General features: G+C 58.9%; 10 protein-coding genes. 8 read left to right on the top strand and 2 right to left on the bottom strand.

The window, feature by feature from the left end; genetic code table 11:
* Positions 1-99 precede the first annotated feature (99 nt).
* The 8 genes from FHS69_RS11910 to FHS69_RS11875 all read left to right on the top strand — a co-directional run bounded on the left by FHS69_RS11910 (position 100) and on the right by FHS69_RS11875 (position 13,172).
* Entirely contained in the window at positions 100-3,327 is a 3,228-nt protein-coding gene (locus tag FHS69_RS11910) for a helicase-related protein (protein WP_166777864.1), read from the top strand.
* Between the two features lie 15 nt (positions 3,328-3,342).
* Positions 3,343-6,990 (top strand): type ISP restriction/modification enzyme, encoded by a 3,648-nt coding sequence (locus FHS69_RS11905; RefSeq protein ID WP_166777863.1) that lies wholly within the window; start codon positions 3,343-3,345, stop codon positions 6,988-6,990.
* On the top strand, positions 6,987-7,256 hold the full coding sequence (locus tag FHS69_RS11900; RefSeq protein WP_166777862.1) for a hypothetical protein: 270 nt from the start codon (positions 6,987-6,989) through the stop codon (positions 7,254-7,256). The genes FHS69_RS11905 and FHS69_RS11900 overlap by 4 nt, the downstream gene beginning before the upstream one ends.
* A 12-nt stretch (positions 7,257-7,268) precedes the next feature.
* A complete protein-coding gene (locus FHS69_RS11895) occupies positions 7,269-8,225 on the top strand; it encodes a hypothetical protein (RefSeq protein ID WP_166777861.1) in 957 nt (318 codons plus the stop codon).
* 8 nt (positions 8,226-8,233) lie between these two features.
* On the top strand, positions 8,234-9,091 hold the full coding sequence (locus FHS69_RS11890) for a hypothetical protein (RefSeq protein ID WP_166777860.1): 858 nt from the start codon (positions 8,234-8,236) through the stop codon (positions 9,089-9,091).
* Positions 9,092-9,315: 224 nt separating this feature from the next.
* Positions 9,316-10,680: a hypothetical protein gene (locus FHS69_RS11885; RefSeq protein WP_166777859.1), complete on the top strand. Its 1,365-nt coding sequence runs from the start codon at positions 9,316-9,318 to the stop codon at positions 10,678-10,680.
* Between the two features lie 286 nt (positions 10,681-10,966).
* Entirely contained in the window at positions 10,967-12,085 is a 1,119-nt protein-coding gene (locus FHS69_RS11880; RefSeq protein ID WP_166777858.1) for an MBL fold metallo-hydrolase, read from the top strand.
* 64 nt (positions 12,086-12,149) lie between these two features.
* Positions 12,150-13,172: a LacI family DNA-binding transcriptional regulator gene (locus tag FHS69_RS11875; protein ID WP_166777857.1), complete on the top strand. Its 1,023-nt coding sequence runs from the start codon at positions 12,150-12,152 to the stop codon at positions 13,170-13,172.
* Positions 13,173-13,188: 16 nt separating this feature from the next.
* Here the strand turns inward: FHS69_RS11875 and FHS69_RS11870 are convergent, their stop codons facing one another.
* Positions 13,189-14,766 (bottom strand): tryptophan halogenase family protein, encoded by a 1,578-nt coding sequence (locus FHS69_RS11870; RefSeq protein WP_208380332.1) that lies wholly within the window; start codon positions 14,764-14,766, stop codon positions 13,189-13,191.
* An 88-nt stretch (positions 14,767-14,854) separates the two neighbouring features.
* Positions 14,855-17,782 (bottom strand): TonB-dependent receptor, encoded by a 2,928-nt coding sequence (locus FHS69_RS11865; protein ID WP_166777856.1) that lies wholly within the window; start codon positions 17,780-17,782, stop codon positions 14,855-14,857.
* Between the last annotated feature and the right edge of the window lie 174 nt (positions 17,783-17,956).

The following is a 17,956-nucleotide window of genomic DNA, read 5'->3' as shown; positions in this document are numbered from 1 at the left end:
GAGGGTCATTTAAAGAGCCTATCGTTTGCTTTCAGCCTACCGCGACATCCTCGGTTAGCTCGGGCCCTCTGCCCTTCTGCGCAAGCTTGAGCAGCTAGGATGCGCTTCACAAAGCAAAATTTCGAACTCGACCCGAGCGTACTTCCACTGCTGCAAATATTGGCTTATCCCGCTGACCCATTGGAAAAATGTGGGGCTGGGGAATTGCCTAAGCGATCAAGTCACAAAGTTGGTAGCGAACTGTTCATCGTCGATAACAGTGAGGACGACTGGAAGGCACTTCGTTACCTTCATGACTGGTGCGAGCTTTCAAAACAGATTGACGTAGCGACAGGCTATTTTGAGGTCGGCTCCCTTCTGGCTCTCGACGGAGAATGGCAGAAGGTCGACAAGGTCAGGATACTGCTTGGCGACGAGGTTTCGAAAAGGACCAGACGCGCATTCGTCGACGCAATGCATCGGGCAACGAACCGGCTCGATGACAGTCTTGAGGGTGAAAAGAAGAAGAATCACTTCCTCAGCGGCGTTGCGGCGATTGTTGAGGGGCTTCGGTCGAAGCAGATCGAGTGCCGAGTTTTCCGAAAGGATAAATTTCACGCGAAAGCGTACATAACCCATGCTCGACTTGAAGTTGTGGGGTCATCCGCGCTCGTTGGCTCCTCCAACTTCACGCTTCCAGGATTGACCGACAACGTTGAGCTCAACGTTCAGATTACTGGCTCGCCCGTAGCTGTGCTCCAAGAGTGGTATGATGAGCGTTGGGATGAAGCCGAAGATGTAACTCCCGACATCCTCAAGACGTTCGAGAGGCATACTCGGCCCTATCTTCCGTTCGAGGTCTACTCGCGAGCTCTGCAGCAGTATTTCCTCGGCCACGAGGAGTCGACCACGGAATGGGAAGAGTCACGTTCGCGAATCTTCCCGGTTCTCGCGCGCTATCAGAAGGATGGGTATGGGGGGCTCCTGAAGCGCGCCGACAGATATGGCGGGGCCTTCCTTTGTGACGGCGTGGGTCTGGGCAAGACTTTCATCGGCCTCATGCTCATCGAGAGATTTGCCGTCCACGAGAAGAAGAACGTCGCGCTGTTCGTCCCGAAATCTGCGAAGGAGCCAGTCTGGGAGCGTGAGCTGAGCAAGCGCTTACCCGACGTTTTCAAGGGCTACAGCCGCCTGAAGATTTTTAGCCATACGGACCTTATGCGCGAAAAGATGGTCGAGGAGTTGGAGCAGGTCGCGGCAGAAGCTGACGTCATCATCATCGATGAAGCGCACCACTTCCGTAACACGGGAACCAAGGGCGAGGAGGGCGGCGATCGTCAGTCACGCTACTGGAAGCTCTTCGACATTGCGGCGGGTAAGCAGATGTTTCTGCTCACGGCCACTCCGATCAATAATCGTCTCACCGACTTCCAGCACATGGTCGAGCTGTTTACCCAGAAGCAGTCCGACCATTTTGCCGGAGGAACGCTCGGCATTCACTCGCTCCCGGGCTACATTCGGCAGCTTGAGAAGAAGATCGAAGAGGAGATTTACGACAGGAATGACGATGATGGTCTTATCTTTGACGATGCCGAAACGTCGATGAGACTGGCGGCTGACCCGCTCTTCGATGCCTTGGTCGTTCAGCGGAGTCGGAGCTACGTCAAGGAGAGCATGAAGCGCGAGGGTGATGGTGAGGTCATGTTCCCCGAGCCTCGCGAGCCCACGGTCGCCGAGTACTCGGTGCGTCAGACCTATGGCAAATTACTCGATATGGTCGCAGAGGCCTTTCACAAGAAGGATCCGCTTTTCGTATTGGGCGTCTACAATCCGCTGGCCTATTACAAGGGCGACAGCGAGGATGTCGCGACAAGTCTGGAGATCGGACGACTCAAGCAGGTCGTAGCTCTCATCCGGACCAACTTCCTCAAACGCTTCGAAAGTTCGGCAGATGCTTTCAAGCAGTCCTGCTGGCGCCTTCTCTTCAAGCTTCTCGCCTGGATGGAGGTCAATTGCGAAACCGACCACGAGAAGGCCCAGCTTGAGCGCTGGAAGCGCAAGCACGCCAAGCTGCTCGATTTCAATCCAGACAAGACCTTGTTTGATGGCGATGAGTCTGAGGAAGATCTCATCCCACCTGAGCTATTGGCCTCTTGGACTAAGCTCGATCGCAACGAGTTCAAGGTGGAGGAGATGTTCTCCGACACTTTGGCCGACCTGGAGCAGATCACCGATTTCCTGAACGAACTCGAGAAGTTCAAGCCCTCGCAGGACCTCAAGCTCAAGAAGCTCATCCAGCTGCTGACTAAGGACCCCGTCCTTTCCAAGCACAAGGTTCTGATTTTCTCCGAGTTCAGCGACACCGCTCGTTATATTGCCGGTCAGCTTCGCGAGGCCGGCATCAAAGGCGTCGAACAGATCGATAGCGGCACGAAGACAGACCGCGCCAAGATGATCCAGCGGTTCGCGCCTTACTACAACGAGAGTTCGAGCGCTAAGATTGGCGACAAAGAGATCCGTGTCCTCGTCGCCACCGACGTGCTTTCCGAAGGTCTCAACCTCCAGGACGCTACGAGGCTGATCAATTATGATCTGCACTGGAACCCGGTTCGTTTGATGCAACGGATTGGCCGTGTCGATCGGCGCATGAACCCAGAAATTGAGGCACGGATCGTCAAGGACCACCCGGAGCAAAAAAAGCTGCGCGGGACAGTTGCATACTGGAACTTCTTGCCGCCCGACGATCTGGACGACCTGCTTCGCCTGTATGGTCGTGTCGCGCACAAGACGCTTCGCATTTCAAAGACTCTCGGCATCGAGGGCAAAAAACTGCTCAAAGAGGACGACGACTACGAGGACCTTCGCAACTTCAATGAGACTTATGAAGGTCAGCGCAGTCCAGACGAAAACATGCACCTCGAGTGGCAGGATCTGATCAAGGAATTCCCAGACCTCGAAGCACAGCTCAATGCCATGCCCAACGGCATTTTCTCGGGCAAGGAGCACATCAAACCCGGCATCCGGTCGGTCTTCTTTTGTTATGCGCGCCCCGCCCATGACCGCGAAGCAAGCGAGCGCGAAGGCGAGGACATATGGAGCACCGAGGCGGGGGACGTGCAGTGGTATCTGTACGATGTCGCCTCTGAAAAGATCGTCGAGGATGCCCCGCGCATCATCGATGCGATCCGCTGCCGTCCGGATACACCGCGCAAGGTCGAGATCGATCAGCTGCAGCTGTCCGACATCCGCACGAAGATCGAGAAACACATCGCCAAGACATTCCTGCGCAAGGTTCAGGCCCCCGTCGGGGTCAAGCCGGAACTGCGCGCTTGGATGGAACTGAATTAGGGGCCGCACCGAAACATGCCGGACATTTCTGCCGAAGAGCTCGCTCGGGTAAACAGCTTTCCCAAGCTCGTTGCCCTGCTTCGGGATCGCCTCGAATGGCCGATCGACGAGGACTACGAGTTCGAGGATGTGATCTTCGAATACGAGCCTCAGGAACTTGGCCTCAAAAAAGAAGAAACCGCCAAGGTCCGCGAGATCCACCAGCTCCGCCCGCTGGTGACGAACCAGCCCTGGGGTGTGTTCTTCATCTCCTTCGAGGAGAAGCAGCTCTCGGTGACCGTCTTGCGCCGTATCCTGCGTGCGCTGGTGGTCAAGCAACGTGGTGCCGCGGTTGATCGCCAAGCATGGGACAAGAGCGACCTGATCTTCGCCGCCAATTTCGGCAAGTCGGGCGAACGCGAACTGGCCTTTGTCCATTTCAGTGATGGTGCGGCGACCAACGATTTGCCGGTGATGAAGGTGCTGGGCTGGAACGCCCGAGACACCAAGCTTCACAACGACCATGTAGGCCATCAGTTGTCGAAGCAATTGGCCTGGCCCGATGATCCGGCAGATGTCACCGAATGGCGAACGCAGTGGTCGAGCGCTTTCGAAGTCCGTCACCGCGAAGTTATCTCGACCTCGAAGGAATTGGCGAAGCGACTGGCTGCGCTGGCCACCGATATTCGCGCGACGGTGAATGACCTACTTAGGCGCGAGGTCGACAAGGGGCCGCTGCGGACGATGCTAGAGGCATTCCGCAAGAACCTGATCCATGATCTCGACGCGGACGGTTTCGCCGACATGTTCGCCCAGACCATCTGCTATGGGATGCTGGCGGCTCGCATTTCCAAGATCACGCCGGAGGATAGCTCGGGCTGCCTTGTGGCTGATAACATGGCGGACATGGTTCCGCGCACCAATCCTTTCCTGAAGGAACTCTTCGCCAATTTCCTCAAGCTCGGCGGACGCGACAAAGACAAGGCGCTCGACTTCGACGAGCTCGGCGTGCGTAACGTGGTCGACATGCTCAACCGCGCGAACATGGACCGGGTGCTGGAAGATTTCGGCAACCGCAATCCCCGCAAAGATCCGGTGATCCACTTCTACGAAGACTTCCTGCGCGAATACGACAGCGAGCAGAAGGTCGACGCGGGTATTTTCTACACCCCACCAGCTGTGGTCGGATTCATCGTGCGCGGTGTGGACGAGATGTTGCGAACGGAGTTCGACCTGCCACTGGGGCTGGCAGACACGACAACGTGGGGCGAGCTGGCCAAGCGCAACGACAAGATCACCGTTCCCGATCACATCGATCCGAACCAGCCATTCGTCCAGATCCTCGATCCGGCGACCGGCACTGGTACGTTCCTGGTCGAGGTGATCGACTTGATTCACAAGAGGATGATCGAGCATTGGCAGGGTGAGAAAATGTCCAGCGCCGAAATCAAGGCTGCCTGGGACGAATACGTCCCGACGCATCTGCTTCCGCGCCTGACCGCCTTCGAGCTGAAGATGGCGGCCTATTCGATTGCACATATGAAGATCGGGCTGAAGCTGGTCGAGACCGGCTACACTTTCGGCTCGGATGAACGTGCGCATATCCTGCTGACCAATACGCTTCAGCCGCCGCGTGAACTCGATCTGGATGAGCGGGCGCGGCAGGTGGCTTTTGCGCACGAAGCAGAGCGCGCCAACGTGGCGAAGCAATGCGGCTGCTTTACTGTCGTGATCGGCAATCCGCCCTACAAGGGAGAATCAATGAACCCGAGCAGGGTAAAGGGCAAACTGACTCATGCAGGAAAACTGGTTCAAAGGTTCTTTCAAGTCCGCGGTCAGTCTCTAAACGAACGAAATTCCAAGTGGTTGAACAATGACTATGTAAAGTTCATCGGCTTTGCAATGAATGAAATTGAAACGTCGTCACACGGCGTTTTTGGATACATTAACTCTAATACATGGCTTGACCGTCCTCTATTCCGGGGCGTCCGCACTGAATTTGAGGACTGTTTCCCTGTAATTAGAATTGTCGATCTTCACGGCAATATTGGGAAGCGAGAAACAGCTGACGACGGGACGCGTGACGAGGGAGTGTTTGCGATTGAAGAGGGGACCAACATCGCCATTGCCGCACGAATCAAAAGTGCGAGCTCGATAAAGCAGCACGACCTTCTGGGGCCCCTCGGAGATGGCAACGGTGACGGAGGAAAGCTTGACTGGCTAGAAACCCATTCGTTGCGAGGCATTTGCACCGAAATCTACCCATTGACTCCCATGTTCAAACTGACGCCTATGGAGACCACTGTAGGGGGGCAAAATCCGCTTCAAACCGAATATTACGCTCTTACTGGACTACCTCATTTACTTCCTCTTCATAGTGCTGGCATCGTCACATCGAACGATGACCTTTCAATCCAGTTTGACCCTACGGATATGCAAACGGTCGCTCGCGAATTTCTTAATGTGGATTTGCAGCCGCTTCTTGATGAGCGGGACATTAAAGGCGGGGCGACAATCTGGAAGTTGGAAGTTTCTCCGCACCCTGTTCGAGTAAGCCTGAAAAAGAAGAAGGAATCTCAAGACTGGCAGGTTGAGTACGCCCAACGTGACCTAATGGAAGTCAGCGAAATAGATAAGAATATTATCCCTATTACGTATCGACCTTTCGACATGCGCTTCACTGTTTACACAGGGAACAGCGGTGGCTTTCACTGTCGACCAAGACCAGATGTCATGAAGCATCTGGTTGGGGGTGAAAACATTGCCCTCATCTCTGCGCGAAGCAACCAATCTTCTGAGATGGATCATTTTTTTTGCTCGCGGTTCGTAACCGAGACGAAATCGGGCGAGCGAACGGCTCAATCCACCACTTTTCCGCTCTGGCTTCGTCGAGAGGCTGGCGAAAAGCACAAGAGATCGAACTTTGAGCCAGCTTGGGCACGTAGATGCGCTGATCAACTGCACTTGACGTTCCTTGACGGCATCCCTCACGGTGAACAGCAAAGCATGGGTTCGGACTACCGTCACCAGAAGGCCAAACAGATCGGCCTGCTCGATCAGCCTTGGGACGGGCGCGGCGATCTGGAAAAGGATTTCGGGCCGCGCGACCTGTTCGACTGGATCTATGCGATTCTGCATGCTCCATCCTATCGCAGCCGCTATGCCGAGTTCCTGAAGTCGGACTTTCCGCGCATTCCGATCCCCAAGGATCGTGCCACCTTCGCTGCGCTTGTTCTGCTCGGTCAAAGGCTTGTCGCGCTCCATCTACTCAAACACGATGATGAGCCAGTTCTCCAGAATCCCGACATTCGATACGTTGGGACGTCGAAGCCACAGATCGGTCAGAGGCGAACCTCGAGAGGGGGTTTTCCTCAATGGGAAAATGGCAAAGTGACAATCAACGAGAGCTGTTGGTTTGAAGATGTCCCGAAGGCAACCTGGGAATTCACTGTGGGTGGGTATCAGCCACTAAGCAAGTGGATTGAAGACCGTGCGGGCAAGGGAGGCCAGAACCCCCGCCCGGGCCGCGTGCTGACTGAGGAAGACATCCTCCACTACCGCCGTGTCGTAACCGCCCTCACCGAAACCCGCAAAATCATGGCCGAAATCGACCAAGCCATCGAAGAGCAAGGCGGTTGGCCCGACGCCTTCGCGATCGGCACTGACACGGATGAAGGCGAATGAGCGCGGACAGGGATGCTGGTCTCCACGCCTTTGTCGCGCGCGGCACCAAGACAGGGACGCTGCTCTACCCACACAAGCATCGCGACGGCAGCTACGTCGTCTCGATGACTCGCTTCGAGAAGGACTACATCAAGGTCGCCAACTCGGCCGACCTGCTCGATTGGCTGGAGAAAGGCTATCGCCTGCGCATGTCAAACAAGGAAGGCGGCGCCGCCTCGCCCAGCTTGATCGAGCCGGGCAAGATCTTTCGCCCTGTGGTGATGTGAGGGGCCTGAGAGTTGAAGGTTGCGCGACATCCGGATCCTCCAAACAATCCTTTCGGCAAATTGTTCGAAATGGGTTTTGAGCGACCGGAAACGCCATCAACGGGACCCACAAAGAAGGCTCCATCAAAGCGACCTAAGGTAGCGAAAAGGGCGCCTCCAGCCCGCGAGGGCAAAGGTGGGAAGAAGACCAAGCCCAAGAAAGCAAAGAAGCCAAGTGGAGCCCAAAGCTTCAAGACATCCTTACCCGATGCGCGGAACCTGACAGCCGCCGGTACGAAGAAGCCGTCGCCTTATCGGGAAGAGAAGCGGAAGAAGGCGAAAGCGAAGCCAAAGAAGCCTGATCCCGCCAAGCAACCGACGAAGCCACAGCTTCCCAGACTTGTCATGAGGGTCGAACCCTTGATCCAGGCTCTACCCAAGCGAACCATGCAAGAGTTGCAGGGGCATTGGCTCAATTGCCTTCGCCTCTTACAAGATCCGAGCAAGGGTAAACAGCAGGCTGCCCGCAGGTTTCGCGACGCAATTCTGGCCGAATGGGAACGCCGCTGCAAACTGGCCTTTTCCGATCCGGACTACTTTGACTGGCCAAGCACGCAGGCAGGGCCAGGTGACCGCTCGCAACGGTTCGACACGTGGAACCAGGAGGGCGTGCTCAAGTACGTGGGTTATGAGGTTGGAAAGACGAAAGGGCTTGCCGACCATTCCCGCCGTGAAATACTGGATGCGGTGTTTAGCGCAGTGCTTCCGCCAGTGAATAGCCCGGATTATGTCAAGAAGTGGGGTTTGCCTTGCACGGCCTCAAGACTTGAGCGACTAGCAAACGAGCTGGCGAGATTTTCGCGGAACGGCAAGCGAAACCGGACGGCGGATTACTCAGCCGCTGTTGCGGAATGGGAGGCTGATCTCAAGTATCTGCATCGGAAATATTACGTCGGGAAGTTTCACTTTGGCTGGCCGCAAATCGGCTAGGGAGAGAGATGGTGTTCGAGACTTATAGGATCGCTTCCGGATTTTTCGGAGATAAGCTTTACCAGCAGCGCGCGAGAGAAGCGCTCCCTGTCCTAGTCCGTCAGGCGAAGGCGGCTACCCCGATCTACTATGAAGACTTGGCTTCCGAGATGGGTATGTCAAACCCGCGCAACCTCAATTATCCGCTCGGCTGCATCGGCGACGCCCTGAACGAGCTTTCGAAGGAATGGGGCCGCGACATTCCTCATATTCAGGCCATCGTTCGCAACCGGCAAACTGACCTTCCCGGCCCCGGCTTTGACGGCTTCCTGGAGCAGCAGGGCCATTCATGGAGCTCAGCTCAAGAACGGCGAGCGTTGATTCAGACTTATTGGGCCGCAATCGCAAACTATCCATATTGGGACCAGGTGCTTGCCGACCTTGGGCTGGAACCCACTTCAGTCAGTCTGGATGCAACCATAGCGGCGGCTTCGAACCTTGGTGTTGGCGGAGAGGGCGAAGAACACAAGGCACTTAAGGAGTACGTTCGAGACAATCCGTTTGTTGTTGGTTTGGGCTATGGAACGGCAAAAGGTGTCGCAGAATTTCCGCTGCCGTCCGGCGACAAGATTGATGTTCTCTTCAATCGCGAACACCTCATTTTCGCTGTCGAAGTCAAGCCCGCGCACTCAAGCGAGGCCGACCTGACGAGAGGCTTGTTCCAGTGCGTCAAATATCAAGCGGTCCTGGTGGCAAAGGCGAGATATGATCATGACCGACGTGAGATCAAAGTCTGCTTACTTCTAGGTGGCGAGCTGCCGGAAAAACTAATCCCGCTGCGGAACCTGCTCGACGTTCAAGTTTTCGAGAGCATTCGACCCGAATAAACCGTCGTCAACGAAACTCGCCGGAATTTGATTGAATTAGCGGCAACTTCTTCGTATGGAAACTGAGTCCGCCGAGATGGTGGACGAGAAATGAACCTGGACTGGTTCTGGATGGAGTTGTCGCCGGACGGTGACGGTATAGAGGGAAATTCCGCCCTCTCTCTGTTGGCTTTGGATGCCAACTCCCTTCGGAAACGGTTCTTCTGGATAAGGAAGACCTGAGTATGAATCCCAATGAACTTATCATCCGCTATGAGATGGTCGATCGTCAGACCGAGGGCGCTGTCACGCGCCTGGTAGGGCTGGTGCGCGCGCGCAATCTGCTATCGCTGTTTGATGCTGCCGATCTGGAAGCCAACCCGCGTTCAGCGAAGGTTGGCGCGGTAACGGCAGACATCATCGAGAGTATCGAGCGTACGCCTGAGCTATTCCCTTTCAAGACGAAAGGCATACTGATCGCTGCTTCGGTATGTCGGTCGCTGGAGCGGAATCGCTATCAGCTCGTATTCGAGAATATCAAGATCGAGGGCATTCTCGACGGTGGGCACAACACACTTTCGATCGGCCTCTATGTCCTCAAACAGGTCATGGAGGACGTGCGGGCATGGAAGCGTATCAAGAACTGGCCCGCGTTCAAGGAAGCCTGGGCCGAGCACCGCGATGAAGTGGCTGCGCTGAAAAAGGCCCACCATAGCGGCGATGGCGGCCCACTTGATTTCCTGGTGCCGGTCGAGATCCTCGTCCCGGCAGACGCGGAAGATGATTTTGTCCTCAATGCCTTCACCGGGTCGCTTCTCGAAATCGGCGCGGCGCGTAACAACAATGTGCAGCTTACGCTCGAGACCAAAGCCAATAAGAAGGGCTTCTATGATGAGCTACGGAACGCTTTGCCCAGTGAGATTGCGAAACGGGTTGAATGGAAGGCAAACGACGGCGGAGTAGTTAAGGTGCGCGACCTGGTCGCCCTTTCCTGGATTCCGCTATCCGTCGTGGACCTACCCGATGGGGTCAACGTTCCGGCACCTTCCCGGATATATGCGTCCAAGGGCGAGTGCACCAAGGCGTTCGATGCGCTGATGAGCGATCCCGCTATCTCAAAACCGACCGGCGGTGAGTATACCCATGAACTGCACAACGTGGCCGTTGGCAGTGCCCTGAAAGTGGCTGCGCAGTTGCCCGAACTTTACGACCTGATCTATCTCGATTTCCCGGCGGCATATAACGACAACGGTGCGGGGCGTTTCGGTCGGCTCACTTCGGTAAAGATGGCTAGTGACATGCGCAGCAAGCCTACTTCGCCGTTCACGCAAAAACTTGTGCAGTACAGCTACCCTGACGGCTTCATCATGCCGTTAGTGTACGGCCTGAAGGCACTCATGATGACCGACGATCAAGGCAATGTCGTTTGGAAAGTAAAGGATCCTGCTCAGTTCATTCACGACAATCTCACAACGATCGTGCGCAAATATCGCGTGATTATTGAAGCCTACTCTGGTGATCCGCAGAAGATCGGCAAGAATGAGGGATCTTACTCTTTAGCGCTGGACGCGTTCGAAACCGAGCTGCTTAGGCTCGCGCAGCCAGCATAAGGGCGCCAGCGACAAAAATGTTGCCTGGCAGTCGATTCAGCGCGACTCTGCCCACTCGCATGCGCATCGTTGGTGTGAGTGGGCGGAACTCGATGGCGAACGTGTAAACGGGTGTGATTCGCAAGGGCTCTGATCTCAAGTCGACATTGGTGAGGATTGAGGGCAAGCAGCTGGCCAAGGGGGCTCGTTTGGGGGCCCGATCCCACTTTCTGATTTTTAAATAGATGATATATCAATGTGCTGTGTGGAAATCACGAGTCCTCTTCTGGGCACCATTTCTACTGCGATGAAGCGTGTTTTTCTTATTTTCGGCCTGATTTTCCTGGGCCTTGCGGTCTGGTGGGGCGTGCCGTTCTTCACGATGGGACCTTCGCAGGCCGAGATGGACAGCTATCGCAATTCGCCCCAGTTCGACCGCGCGGTGAAGCGGTTTCGCAATCCGGTTTCGGAGCCGGAGCCCGAGGCGGGCGAGCGCGATTCCTTCGGCGCGATCCTCGCCGATTTCCTGTTTCCGCCCGGCGACCGCCGCCCCGATGAACCGCTGCCCGAACACGCGCTGGATGCGGCGGCGCTGGCCGAGAAGAGCGAGGCGATCCGCTTTGCCTGGCTCGGCCATTCGACGATCTTGCTCGAACTCAACGGGCACCGCGTGCTGATCGATCCGGTTTTCGCGCAACGCGCCTCGCCCGTGCCGTTTACCGCCACGCGGTTCCAACCGCCCGCTTGGCCGTTGTCCGCGCTGACCGATACCGTCGATGCAGTGGTCATCTCGCACAACCATTACGACCATCTCGACGAGCCAAGCATCCGCGAGCTCGCGAATGGCAGTGCAGTGTTCCTGATCCCGCTGGGAGTGGGGGAGCAACTGACCGCATGGGGCATCGCGGCGGATCGCGTGATCGAGCTCGACTGGTGGGACAGCCATGCGCTCGGCAGGCTGACACTGACCGCCACACCGGCGCAGCATTTCTCAGGCCGCGGATTGACCGATCGCAGCAAGACGCTCTGGGCGAGCTGGGTGGCCGCGGGCACGGCGGGCACGGTCTTCTTCAGCGGGAATTCCGGCTATGGCCCGCATTACCGGGCGATCGGCGAGGCGCTGGGACCCTTCGATCTGACCTTTATCGAGAACGGAGCCTACAGCACCAACTGGCCCTTCGTGCATCATTTTCCCGAGCAGGCGGTGCAGGCGCATCGCGACCTGCGCGGCAGGCTGATGGTGCCGGTGCATTGGGGCATGTTCGCGCTTGGCCCGCACCCGCGGGAGGAGCCGGCGCAGCGTGCCGCAGCCGAAGCCGACCGGCTCGGGGTCGACCTGCTGGCACCGCAGATCGGGCAATTGCTGACGATCGATGGCGAGCTGCCCCGCGATCGCTGGTGGGACAAGCTCGCCCCAACACGCTGAACCGGCCGAACCGAGGGCTTTTGCGGCGTTGACAACGCCCCAAGCGCGGGCCACGAAATTAACGATGTCCCGCGGAAAAAAGCGTTCGACGATCGTCGATGTCGCCAAGCTGGCGGAGGTCTCTCCGAAGAGCGTTTCGCGCGTGTTCAACAACGAACCGCACATCACGCCGACGTTGCGCAAGAAGGTGCTGCGCGCGGCGGAAGAACTCAATTACCAACCCAATGTGATGGCGCAGGGCCTGGTGCGGCGACAGTCCTATCTGATCGGGCTTGTCTACGAGAAACCCAGCCCGAGCTACGTCGTGGAGCTGCAGCGCGGCGCGCTCGAACGGCTGCATGGCGAGCGTTACCGGTTGATCGTGTTGCCGGTGGAATCGGTGAGCGATCACCCGCGCGACGTGGTGGCGACGATCCGCTCCGCCGCGCTCGACGGGGTTATCCTGGCACCGCCCGCGGCGGATCACGCCGAAGTGCTCGACGGTCTGACGCAGGCGCGCATTCCTTTCGCGCGCATCACGCCGCAGTCGCGCGAGGGGGTGGGGCTGTCGACGACGATGGACGACATCGCCGCGGGCCGCGAGATCGCCCAGCACGTAATCGGTTTCGGCCACACACGCATCGCGATCATCAAGGGCGACCCCGATCACCCGGTGAGCGAACAGCGCTTGACCGCTTACCGCGCCGCGTTCGACGATGCGGGGATCGCCCTGCTTCCCGAATTGGTCGAAACCGGCGATTTCAGCTTCGAATCCGGATATGAGGCGACCAAGCGGATCCTCTCGCGCAAGCTGCGCCCGACCGCGATCCTGGCGCAGAACGACGACATGGCGGTGGGAGCAATGTCCGCCGCGCGCGAACTGGGCTTCGAAGTGCCGGGCGACCTTAGCGTGGTCGGCTTCGACGATTCGGAAATCTCGCGCGTCGTGTGGCCGCGGCTGACCACGGTCCGCCAGCCCGTGGTCGAGATGGCCCATACCGCCGCCGACATGCTGCTGCGCGAACTCGCGGGGGAAGAACCGGGGCCGACCGTGGTTCATACGCACAGCCTCGTCGAACGGCTGACCGTGGCCCCGCCACCCGCCTGACGGTTGCCGAAGGGCGTTAGCGCGTCGCCCAGCCGCCGCCGGTGCCGAACTGCGGCCGCCGCGTTTCAGACGGGTCGAGCAAGCGCTCGAGGATCCCGTCATGCGTGGGCGCCGCACTGCGGAAGGCTTTCATCGCACCGCTGAGCTGGTAGATCACCTTGCGCACCTCAGCGGAAGGGGCGACGTCGACCAGCGGATCGATCGCCGCGGGCTCCAGCCCCATGCCATGCATGACGTAGAACCAGCTGATGTCGGAGAACAGTTCGCGCTGCTTGGACATGATCCGGCCCGTACGGGTGAACAGCTCGATCTTCTCGGCCAGCGTATCGGGCAGGTCGAGGCCGCGCATGTGGTCCCAGAAGGCTTCGCCCTCGCGCCGGTTGGGCACATAGTGGAGCAGGAGGAAATCGCGGATATGCGCATATTCGCGCCACACGTCGCGATTGTAGGCATCGGCAAGCGCAGGGTCGAAACTGCGATCTGGGAACAGGTCGAGCAACCGGTTCAGCCCCGTGTGGATCAGGTGGATACTGGTCGATTCGAGCGGTTCGAGAAAGCCCGCCGACAGCCCGATCGCAAGGCAGTTGCCGACCCAGGCGCGCTTGCGCAGCCCGGCGGTGAAGCGCAGCACCCGCGCGTCCGCCAGCGGTTCGCCATCGAGTCTGGCCAGCAGTTCTTCATGCGCATCGGCATCGGAGATGAAGTCGCTGGCATAGACCAGCCCATTGCCCGTGCGATGCTGCAGCGGAATGCGCCACTGCCATCCGGCCGAGCGCGCGGTGGCGACGGTATAGGGTGCGCGCTGTTGCTGCGCCGCGGTCGGAGCGGCAATCGCGCTGTCGCAGGGCAGCCAGCGCTTCCAGTCCTCGAAGCCGGCATTCAGCGTTTCTTCCACCAGCAACCCGCGAAAACCCGAGCAGTCGATGTAGAAATCCGCCGCGAGGCTTTCGCCATCGTCGAACTGTACCGCCGCGATCCTTTCGCCTTCGCCGCGCGTCGCCCCGACGATCCGCCGGTCGAGCCGCTCGACTCCCGCGGCTTCGGCGTGTTCGCGCAGGAAGCCGGCGACCAGCCCGGCATCGAAATGCAACGCATAGGCGACCGCGCCGCCCGGCCAGTTGCCATCGGGCGAGGGGAAGGCGAACTTGCCGTCTTCGGCCAGTGCGACCGAGGGGCACAGGTCGGCCAAGCTCTCGCCATGTCCCTGCGCGAGGTTGCGGCAGTAATAATGGTGGAAGGGGCGCTGGTTGATCGTGACCCCGAGATTGCCGAAGGGATGCCAATAGGCATGGTCGCGATGCAGCCAGTCGCGAAACTGGATGCCGAGCTTGAAAGTGGCCTGGCAACGACGGATGAACTCGACCTCGTCGGCGCCGATGTTGCGCAGGAAATCGAAAATCGGCGGGATCGTTGCTTCGCCCACGCCGACCGTCGGGATGGCGGAGGATTCGACCAGTGTGATGCGGCACCCGCTGCCGCGCAGCACGCGGGCGAGCAGTGCCGCCGCCGACCACCCGGCGGTGCCGCCGCCGACGATGCAGATCGAGCGCAGCGGATTTGCGCCGGTTCCTTCGCCTTGCACTTGCGTCATCATGCCCGTTTCCCCCGCCACCGGACCCTAAAAAAGCGATGGCGGCCGTTGCAAGCAAGGGCCGCCATCCATTTTCGGGAGGGACCGAAATTCAGAAGGTGAACTTGACCCCGCCGTAGATCCGGCGCGAACCGGATTCGAAGCGGAAGGGCAGTTCGGGGAATTGCAGATACACGCTGGTATCTGCTTTGGTGATGTTGATCGCTTCGGCGAAGACTTCGAAATTGTCGGTCAGCTGGTAGCTGATCTGGCCATCGAGCTGGCCGAACGCCTTCTGGTAGATACCCAGCGTGCGCGTGATCGAGCCATCGGCGAAGCCGAAGTTCCCGAGGTACTGCTTCGAGCGCCAGCTGTAGGATGCGCGCGCGGCGAACCCGTAGCGTTCGAAATAGACCTGCCCGTTGGCCGAATGCTTCGACACGCCCGGCAGCGGGAGGTTGTCTGTGAAGTCGGTGCTGAAGTCGGTTTCGGTGTCCGAGAAGGTGTAGTTGGCGGTGAAGCCCAGACCGAAGTCGAAGGCATATTGCGCCGCCAGTTCGAAGCCCTTCACGCGGCCGCCCGAACCGTTGGCCGGCTGCGACACGGGGCCAAGCCGTCCGCCCGCCTGGTCGTTGACGAACACCGCCACCGTCTCGTTGACGATGAAGCTGTCGACCTCCTTCCAGAAAAGGCCTGCCGAAAGCAGCCCCTGGTCGCCGAAGTAATGTTCGACACCCAGGTCGAACTGGTAGGCGCGGAAGGGTTCGAGTTCGGCATTGCCGCGTGACCCGTTGGTGAATTTGAACAGGTCGTCGGCGGCATCGCGGGTGAAGTTGGTCGCGAAACCCTGTCCCAGCGAAACCAGCGGCTGGCGCGCCACGACCCTTGCGGCCGAGAAACGCACCTTGGTGCCGTCGCTGACATCGAACACCGCATTCGCGCTGGGCAGGAAGTCGGTGTAGCTGCGCATGATCGTATTGGTGGTGAAATCGCGCAGCACGCCGTTCCAGCTGTCGGTGCCCCAGTAGCTGGGATCGGCATTGGCCGGCTGGTTCTGGTCCACGGTCAGATCGGTGTTGACGATCCGCAGGCCCACATTGACGTGATAGGGATCATCCTCGCCGCCGATGTCGGCCATGATGTAGCCCGACTTGGTTTCCTCCTTGACCCGGTAGGTCTGCAGCGGGTCCTCGAAGAAGGTGAAGGGCGTATCGGGATACAGCGCCTGGATCCATTCGAGCGCGTTGGTCATCCGCGAGCGGTCGGCCACCAGCACCGTGTCGCCGATGACCTTGCCGCCACCTGCGAAATTGGCGATCGCCTCGACCCGTTCGGGATTGCTGACGAAGGTTTCGTAGGGCGTGATCAGCGCGGGCGAATTGCCGAAGCGGCTGCAGCCGGCAAAGGCCGCGGGCTTGTTCGCTTCGGGCAGGTCGCAGATCTTGTAGCCGATCGCACCGTCCTGGAAATAGCCATAGGGCGTCCAGTTGTACTGATAGCCGTCGACCCGTTCGGATTCGGGGATCGCGGTGGCATCGAGTTCGCCCTTGCCGCTGAAGTCGGCGAGATAGCGGCCCGAAACGAATTCGACCGTGCGCTGGCCATAGCGGAAGCCCGCGCTCAGCGTGATCGTGTCGGTATAGCTGTCGTCGACGTCATAGGCGAAGTCGGCGCGGATCGAATGTCCGTCGATGTCGGACCGGTCGCCAAACGCCCAGTGCGACTTGAAGAAGCCGTAATCGGGATTGTTGAACAGGTCCTGCGGGCTGGTCGGCGCGAGGCCGAAGCTCGGGAATTCGCCATTGGAATAGGTGAAGTCGATCGTCGGCGGGGCCGAAGCATTCGGAACGAAGCCGGGTTGCGACCCGGAGGTGCCCGGCCCGCGCACGCCATAGGCCGTGTAGCGCACGTCGTTATTGGCGACCTCGCGCTTCATGCTCGAAGTGGCGTAATTCGCCATCACCGAGGCGCGGAAATTGGTATCGTTGTCCCACTCCAGCCCGAACTGGAGATTGTCCGACTTGATGTTGGACACATCGACGAAGGAAATCGCCTCCGCCGATTGCGCGCGGACCGTCCCGTCGAGCAGCACGCCGTTCTCATTGATCGTATAGCTGCCGACGAGGCCCTGGGATTCGCCCTGTCCGAAAGGGAATTTGACCGAGGCTTCGCGCGTGTCGATCTTCAGGTCCGAATGGAAATATTGCGCGCTGACCTCGAGATTGTCGGTCGCGCGATAGGTGATGCCCAGCGAGGCACCCCAGCGCCGGCGATACTGGTCGCGGTCGGTGACGTAGCGATATTCGGGCGCGTAGTAATTGGTCGGCACGGTCGCGGTGTCGCGGCGCCCTTCGCTGAACGCCCAGTTGCCGCGGTTGTCGCCGCCAAGCACATTGACGTGGTTGTTGGTCTTTTCGTAGCTGAACGAGGCGATCACGCCGAGCCGGTCGTTGAAATTGTAACCCAGCACGGCGGCGCCGGCGGGCTCCCAGCCCGAAATCTCGCTGCCCTTGCTCATCTTGGCATTGCCCGCGAGCGTCAGACCTTCATCGAGATCGAGCGGGTTGCGCGTCTTGAGATTGACGATCCCGCCGAGCCCGCCCTCGAGCAGCGAGGCATTGGGCGATTTAAACACTTCGATGCCGCCGATCAGTTCGGAAGGCACGCCCTCGAGGCTGTCGTTGCGGTTGTAATTGCCTTCGCCGACCTTGTAGACTTCGAGACCGGTGACGAAGAGCTCGCCGTTGAGCAGCGTCACATTCTGGTCGAGCCCGCGGATGCGGACCTTCGAACCCTGCCCGTTCTCGCGATCGATCTGGATGCCCGGCAGGCGCTGCAGCGATTCCGCCACGTTCTGGTCGGGAAACTTGCCGATGTCTTCGGCGGTGACCGATTCGATAATCAGGTTCGATTCGCGCTTGGCATTGAGTGCATCTTCGAGCGATGCGCGAAAACCGGTGACCACGATGACGTTGTCGTCCTCGACACCCGTCTGCTGGCCCGCCTCGGCTGCGGCCTGCGCCTGAGCGAGGGTGGGCATGCTGCCCGTTCCCACTGCCAATATCGATGCGGCGGCCAGCAACGTCGACCGATTACGCAAAATCCCGCTGTCCATTTCAGTATCCTCCCAAACCGCACCCCCGTGCGGACCTCTCAAGAACGCGAGGCTTGTGCGCGTCCCCGAATCGGAAACGCTATGCCCCTTACGCGACAT

Origin of the sequence: Qipengyuania flava, from assembly GCF_011762005.1 — a bacterium.
Taxonomy (GTDB): domain Bacteria; phylum Pseudomonadota; class Alphaproteobacteria; order Sphingomonadales; family Sphingomonadaceae; genus Qipengyuania; species Qipengyuania flava.
Note: the sequence above shows the minus strand (reverse complement) of the source record. Positions and strands in the feature narration are given on the sequence as shown.